The following is a 6467-nucleotide window of genomic DNA, read 5'->3' on the forward strand; positions in this document are numbered from 1 at the left end:
TGGTCGGGCCTTCAGCCCGCGGTGCTGTCCGGCACGCCGCCGTAGAGCGACCAGAGCCCGGTCGCGAGCGTGCCGCTGTCCACCGGCAATTCGATCCCGGTGATCGCGCCCGCCTCGTCCGAGAGCAGGAAGTGAATGGCATTGGCTACCTGCTCGGGCATCACGAGACGCCCCAGAGCGGTCTGCCGGATCATCACGTCCGGGCTGCGTTCGCCGCGGGCATAGCTCGCCTCGACCGCCGGGGTCCGGGTGGGACCCGGGTGCACGACATTCAGGCGCACGCCCTCGCGCCCCCAGGCCACGGCGAAGTTCCGGGTCATGTTGATGATCCCGGCCTTGGTCGGGCCATAGGCCATGAGCGGGCTGGAATTGAGCGAGGTGATCGAACCGACCGTCACGATCGACCCCTTGCGGCGCTGGCGCATCGGGTTGCCGAAGGCGGTCAGCGTCTTGAAGGTGCCAGTGAGGTTCACCTTGAGGATCGCCTCCCATTCGTCGGGGTCCTGGTCCTGCGGATTGTGCGGGTTTTCCAGGTGCGCGGCGACGCAGGCCAGCGCCTCGAGCGGGCCCATGTTCGCCTCGACCCAATCGGCGGCGGCCTGGATGCTATCGCCATCGGCAAGGTCGATCTCGCGCGCCACGCCCCCGGTCTCCTCCGCGATCTTGCGGGCGAGGTCCATGTCGCGGTCGAGGATCGCGACCTGCCATCCGGCGGCGCGCAGTCGGGCGACGGTGGCGGCACCGATGCCCCCTGCCCCGCCGGTCACGGCCGCGACGCGGTTCTGTGTCGTCTCGCCCATGATCAAAGCCCTGCGTAGAGGGCTTCGATGATGCGGCGGGCGCGCGGCCCGTTGTCGCCGCGCGAGTGCATCTTGTTGCAGGAATAGGCAAAGCCGATCTTTGCGTCCGGGTCGCCGAAGCCGATTGAGCCGCCAAAGCCGTGGTGGCCGAAGGACCGCGGGTTCGGACCCATCCAGACCGCTTCCTCGGTGTTGAGCAGGATGCCGCGGCCCTGGTGGTAATGGCGCTGCTGCATCTGTTCGTACTGGTGATGCTGCTCGGTGATCATGTCTTCGACCGTTTCCGGCGACATGATCGTCACGCCATCCAGCGATCCGCCGCGCGCGACGGTGCCATAGACCTTGGCGACGGTCCGCGCGGTGCCGTGGCCGTTCGCGCTCGCGATTTCCGCCGTGCGCCAGCCGTGGGAGTTGAGCGTGTCGCCAATGGGTTCGTCCGGGTGCTGGGCAAAGCCCTTGGCAAGCAGCGTGTCGGGTTCCGTGTCCTTGCGTTCAAGGAGCGTGCCCGCGAGGGTGGGCACCAGCGTGGCGACGCGGTTCTCGATCTCGGCCTCGGTCAGGTCGCCGATCTTGTAGTCGCCGCCAAGCGGCTGGATCACGCGCTCCTGGATCAGGTCCTTGAAGCGTTTGCCGGTCACGCGCCGGGCAATTTCGCCCAGAAGGTTGCCTTGGGTGTGGATGTGGTAGGCGGCAATCGTGCCTGGCTCCCACAGCGGCGCCTGTTTTTCCAGCGCCGAGACGATCAGGTCGCAGTCGAAGATCGCACCCTTGTAGAGCGGATCGGTCACGACGGGCAGCGCGCAGGTGTGGTCGAGCACCATGGCGACGGTGATGTCCTGTTTGCCGTTCTGCGCGAACTCGGGCCAGTAGGTCGCGACCTTTTCCTGCGGGTCGATCAGCCCCTCGGAGATCAGCCCGTTGAAGGTGATGCCGGAAATCCCCTTGCCCACCGACATCATGCAGACGACGGTGTCCTTTTCCCAGAGCTTCGTGAACGCCGCATCGCGGTAGCCGCCCCAGAGATCGGCGACCTGCTCGCCATCGACGAAGATCGCGGTCGAGGCACCGATTTCCTCTTCCACCGCGAAGTTTTCCGCAAAGGCGTCGGCCACGGCCTGATGGCCGTCCTTCACCCATCCGGTCAGGTGAAAATCGTGGCCCCGCGCGGTCACGGTCTTGTCGAATTGCATTGGGTGTCCTCCGAATGTTTGACCGCTGATTAGCAGTTTGTATGACAATATGTCAACAGACCGTATGAAGGTATATTGCGCTGTCAGGCCAGGGGCGCGAGGTCGAGGCGCAGGATGTCGGGCTCGTCGGCATGGATCGCGGGCCAGCGGCGACGCACCTCGGGATCGTGACCGGGAATGAGCAGGTCGGGATCGCCCCCCGCCAGCGACTCGCAGCGCAGGAAGCCCTCGAGCATGTCGCCCACGTTGTAGACCAGCGGAAAGGGCGCGCGCCGGGTCCGGTTTTCGGAGAAGTGGAAGGCGTCGGAGGCAAGCACGAGCGGCCCGCGCGCGGTCATCACCCGCACCACCTGAAGCCCGCCGGTATGGCCGCCGATCCGGTGCAGCGTGATTCCCGGCGCAAACTCCGCGTCGCCATCGTGGAACATCATCCGCCCGCCATGGACCAGGCGCACCGCATCCACGACGTCCTCGACGTTGAAGGGCGCGGAGAGGCAGGCGTGGCACATGGGCCGCCCGGTGGCATAGGCCATTTCCGCATCCTGCAGGTGGAACTGCGCCTTGGGGAAATCCGACATCGTCCCCGCGTGGTCGTAATGCAGATGGGTCAGGATCACATGCCGCACCTCGGCCGCGTCGATCCCGACTCTCGCCAGCATCTCGGTCGGTGAGGCAAGCAAGATGCGGCCCCGCCTGGCTGCCTGTTCGGGACCGAACCCGGTATCGACGACCACGTCCCCCTCCGGGCCGCGGATCACCCAGACATAGTAGTCGAGCGGCATCGGACCGTCGTGCAAATCCATGCCAGGCATGAAGTTTTCGCGCCTCGGCCGGTCCGGGGACATGGTGGCATAGCGCAGGGCGTAAACCTCGTACATCGTAGGTCCTCCGGTGTTAACTTTGCGATTCCTTCTTGAATTAACATATCGTCATGCTGTATGACAAACTGCCAATGTGGCGAAAACGATTTTCGCAAAGCCAGCTTGCGCGTCACCTTCAGGGGAGGAAACCATGAAATTCACAACGCTCGTCGCCTCGACGATCGCCGCACTGTCCTTTACGACCGCGGGCTTCGCTCAGGACTATCCGGAAATGAACCTGCGTTACTCCTCGAACATTCCCGAGGTCGTGAACACGTCGGCGATCGACACCTACTTCTCGTCCGAGATCGAGAAACGCTCGGGCGGCAAGATCAAGATCCAGCATTTCTGGGCCAACACGCTGGGCGGTGAAGCCGAGATCGTCGACCTCGTGGGGTCGGGCGCCGTGGACCTTGGCCTGATCGTGATGGGCAACCAGGCCGCGCGCCTGCCCTTCTCGGCCGTGACCAACGCGCTGCCCGTCACCTATACCGACGGCCCGACGGTCAACAAGCTGACCCACGACATCATGATGTTCGACGAAACGGCGAGGGCCGAGCTGGACCAGGCGAACCTGCACCCGCTCCTGTTCCGCTACCTGCCGGATTACCGTATCTACTGCACGAAGCCCATCAAGACGATGGAAGACTTCAATAACATCAAGATCCGCTCCTACGGTGCCTTCGTTCCGAAGATGTTCGAGGCCCTTGGCGCGATCCCGGTGAACATTCCGCCGACCGACATGATCCAGGCGATGCAGTCGGGCGCGATGGATTGCACCTACATGTTCAACTCCGCCGTCAAGGCGTTCAAGGTCGACCAGGTCGCCGACTACGCAACCGACCTGTCGTTCGGCGTCATCTCGGCCCACACGCTGTTCATCGCGAAGGACAAGTGGGAAAGCTGGCCGCAAGAGGTCCGCACCCTGTTTGAAGAGGTGGCGGCGGACGCCGAAGCATACGGTAACGAACTGATCGCCGGCGACGAAGCCAAGGCGGTGGACGCGATCACCGAAGCCGGCATGGAAGTCGTGGAATTCGAGGAAAAGGAAGCCTTCGAAGCCGCGCTGCCCGACATGCTCGACCTCTGGGCCGAAAGTATGGCAGGCAACGGCAAGGGCGAGCAGGCCGAAGCCACCGTGGCCTACATCCGCGAAAACAACTGATCGCCGCAAGGTCCTGATCGATGACCGGGGACGGGTTCGCCCGTCCTCGGTGCCATATTCGGAGCCCGGCAGAACATGCCCCAGATGCGGCTTCACCCGAGTCCCGAGGTCTCCATGGTCCTATTCACTTCAATCGACTGGCTCCTGCGCAAGCTGGCCTATGTCGGGTTCATCGCCGCCTCCATCCTGCTGCTCATCGTCGCGCTCATGGGCACGGTGGACGTGATTTCCACCAACCTGTTCTTCCGGCCGATCCCCGGCATGGTCGAATTGTCCGGCGCGCTGCTGGCGGTAATCGTGTTCCTGGGGCTCGCACAGGCCCAGGCCATCGGTTCGCATATCGTGATCGACATCGCGACCTCGGCGATGGGGCCGCGCATGAACAAGGTCGCGATGATCTTTGCCCTCGCCATCGGCGCGGCCTTCATGGCCACCGTCGGCTGGCGGACGACCGACCTCGCGCTCAGGGCGTTCAGCTACAACGAACGCGCGCTTGGCGCCCTCGCCTTTCCGCTGACCCCCTTCAAGGCGCTTGCCGCCTTTGGCGCCTGGCTCTCGGCCGCCGAATTCCTGCGCCAGCTGGTGATCCGGATCGTGACCCCGGCCGCGATCGACACCTCGCCCAAACCCAATACCGCCGACGTGGCCGAGGATACCGCCGATGTTTGATCCCCTGACGCTTGGCGCCATAGCCGTTGCCGCGATGCTGTTCCTCGCCCTCGCAGGCGTGCCCGTGGGCATCGCGATGGGTGCCGTGGCCGTGGTCGGCCTGTGGATCACCGGCGGCCCGAACTTTGCGCTGTCGGTCCTGACCAACCTGCCCTTCGCGACCGCGTCGGACTATGCCTTTGTCGTGATCCCGATGTTCGTCCTGATGGGCGCCATCGCGTCGTCCTCCGGCATCACGAACGAGCTGTTCCGGTTTTCCAACCTCATCCTGCGCTCGACGCGCGGCGCGCTCTACCAGGCGACGATCCTGTCGTCGGCGGGTTTCGCCGCGATTTCCGGCTCGACGCTGGTGAACGCCGCGCTGTTCACCCGGATCGCGCTGAACGAGATGTTGAAGCTGGGCTATGACAAGGCACTGTCGGCCGGGGCCATCGCCGCCGCCGGGACCATCGCCGCGCTCATCCCGCCCTCGATCAGCTTTGTCATCTATGGCCTCTTGACCGGCGAAAGCGTTGCCGAACTGCTCATCGCGGGGATGCTGCCGGGTATCCTGACCGCCGTGGCCTACATGGTCGGGGTCTATATCTTCGTGCGCGTGCGCCCCTCGCTCGCCCCCGAACCGCAGCCGCGCGCGTCGCTGCGAGAGATTGGCAAGAGCGCGCTGAACCTCTGGGCGACCTTCCTGCTCGCCGCGGTCGTGATCGGCGGCATCTACCTTGGCTTCACCACACCCTCGGGCGCAGGTGCGCTCGGTGCCGCCGGTGCGCTGGCCATCGCGCTGTTCCGGCGCAAGATCACCTGGGCCTCGCTGGGCGAGAACCTGCGCTCGACGGCGGCGATCACGGCGGCGCTGTTTATCGTGATCATCGGCGGGCTCATGTTCACCCGCTTCTTCCTCGTCGCGGGCACGGTGACGGAAGCCACCGACCTGATGCAGTCGCTCGACATCTCGCCCATCGCCTTCATCATCCTGCTCACCGTGGTGTTCACCATCCTCGGCATGTTCATGGACCCGATGGCGATGCAGGTGATGACCCTGCCCTTCGTCTATCCCATCGTCACCTCGATGGGCTTCGATGGGATCTGGTTCGGCGTCATCATGGTCAAGCTCGTCGAGCTTGCGGTGCTGTCGCCCCCTGTAGGCATGAACCTCTTCGCCGTGATCGGCGCGGCGGAGGGCCGGGTGAAACTGCCCGACATCTACCGCGGCATCGTTCCCTTCATCATCATCGAGATCATCGTCCTGGCGCTTCTCATCGCCTTCCCCCAGATCTCGCTCTGGCTGCCCGGCCAGATGATGTGACCCCAGTAAAAGGACACTGACATGAGCAGACCGACTGTCGGCTTCATCGGCCTTGGCGCGATGGGCGATCCCATGGCGAAACGCGTGGCGGGTGCGGGCTTTCCCCTCGTCGTGCTGGATGCCAACGCGGCAAAGGCAGAGGAAATCGCCACCGCGACCGGGGGCAGCGCCGCCGCCAATGGCAAGGCCCTGGCCGAAGCCTGCGACATCATCGTGACCATGCTGCCCTCGTCGGCCATCGTGCGCGCCGTGCTCGACGGCGAGACGGGCGTCATCGCGGGGCTGAAGCCCGGCACCGTGATCCTCGAGATGTCCTCGGGCGTGCCCGACGCGACACGGACCATGGCCGAAGAGCTGGCCGAACGCGACGTGACGCTGCTCGACTGCCCCGTGTCGGGCGGCGTGTCGCGGGCGATCACCGGCGAGCTTGCCATCATGGCGGGCGGCGCGGACGCGGGTTTCGCCGTGGGCGAGCCGGTG

General features: G+C 65.0%; 7 protein-coding genes. 4 read left to right on the plus strand and 3 right to left on the minus strand.

The features are described 5' to 3' along the window. Window positions 1-11: 11 nt before the first annotated feature. The 3 genes from DQG17_RS20485 to DQG17_RS20495 form a co-directional block, all read right to left on the minus strand. Window positions 12-800, minus strand: coding sequence for an SDR family NAD(P)-dependent oxidoreductase (locus tag DQG17_RS20485; RefSeq protein ID WP_116134764.1), 789 nt, complete (start codon window positions 798-800; stop codon window positions 12-14). A 2-nt stretch (window positions 801-802) separates the two neighbouring features. Next, window positions 803-1990, minus strand: a complete 1188-nt coding sequence (locus DQG17_RS20490; protein ID WP_116134766.1) for a serine hydrolase — start codon at window positions 1988-1990, stop codon at window positions 803-805. Between the two features lie 83 nt (window positions 1991-2073). Then, on the minus strand, window positions 2074-2868 hold the full coding sequence (locus DQG17_RS20495) for an N-acyl homoserine lactonase family protein (RefSeq protein WP_116134768.1): 795 nt from the start codon (window positions 2866-2868) through the stop codon (window positions 2074-2076). 133 nt (window positions 2869-3001) lie between these two features. Between DQG17_RS20495 and dctP the strand changes: the two genes are divergently transcribed. The 4 genes from dctP to DQG17_RS20515 all read left to right on the plus strand — a co-directional run. After that, window positions 3002-4015: a TRAP transporter substrate-binding protein DctP gene (gene dctP, locus DQG17_RS20500; RefSeq protein WP_116134770.1), complete on the plus strand. Its 1014-nt coding sequence runs from the start codon at window positions 3002-3004 to the stop codon at window positions 4013-4015. Between the two features lie 114 nt (window positions 4016-4129). Continuing rightward, the gene (locus tag DQG17_RS20505; protein ID WP_157973701.1) at window positions 4130-4684 is read left to right on the plus strand and encodes a TRAP transporter small permease; all 555 of its coding nucleotides are present in this window, start codon (window positions 4130-4132) and stop codon (window positions 4682-4684) included. Beyond that, a complete protein-coding gene (locus tag DQG17_RS20510; RefSeq protein ID WP_116134774.1) occupies window positions 4677-5987 on the plus strand; it encodes a TRAP transporter large permease in 1311 nt (436 codons plus the stop codon). Before DQG17_RS20505 ends, DQG17_RS20510 begins: the two co-directional genes overlap by 8 nt. Before the next feature lie 21 nt (window positions 5988-6008). Then, window positions 6009-6467, plus strand: a 459-nt coding sequence (locus DQG17_RS20515) for an NAD(P)-dependent oxidoreductase (protein ID WP_198666229.1), incomplete at its 3' end; no start/stop codon positions are given.

Origin of the sequence: Tropicimonas sp. IMCC34043, from assembly GCF_003390845.1 — a bacterium.
In the GTDB taxonomy this organism is placed as follows: domain Bacteria; phylum Pseudomonadota; class Alphaproteobacteria; order Rhodobacterales; family Rhodobacteraceae; genus Tropicimonas.

What these genes read in the sequence shown, in the direction of transcription:
- DQG17_RS20485 (WP_116134764.1), bottom strand. Translation starts at nt 800, where the DNA reads ATGGGCGAGACGACACAGAACCGCGTCGCGGCCGTGACCGGCGGGGCA.
- DQG17_RS20490 (WP_116134766.1), bottom strand. Translation starts at nt 1,990, where the DNA reads ATGCAATTCGACAAGACCGTGACCGCGCGGGGCCACGATTTTCACCTG.
- DQG17_RS20495 (WP_116134768.1), bottom strand. Translation starts at nt 2,868, where the DNA reads ATGTACGAGGTTTACGCCCTGCGCTATGCCACCATGTCCCCGGACCGG.
- dctP (WP_116134770.1), top strand. Translation starts at nt 3,002, where the DNA reads ATGAAATTCACAACGCTCGTCGCCTCGACGATCGCCGCACTGTCCTTT.
- DQG17_RS20505 (WP_157973701.1), top strand. Translation starts at nt 4,130, where the DNA reads ATGGTCCTATTCACTTCAATCGACTGGCTCCTGCGCAAGCTGGCCTAT.
- DQG17_RS20510 (WP_116134774.1), top strand. Translation starts at nt 4,677, where the DNA reads ATGTTTGATCCCCTGACGCTTGGCGCCATAGCCGTTGCCGCGATGCTG.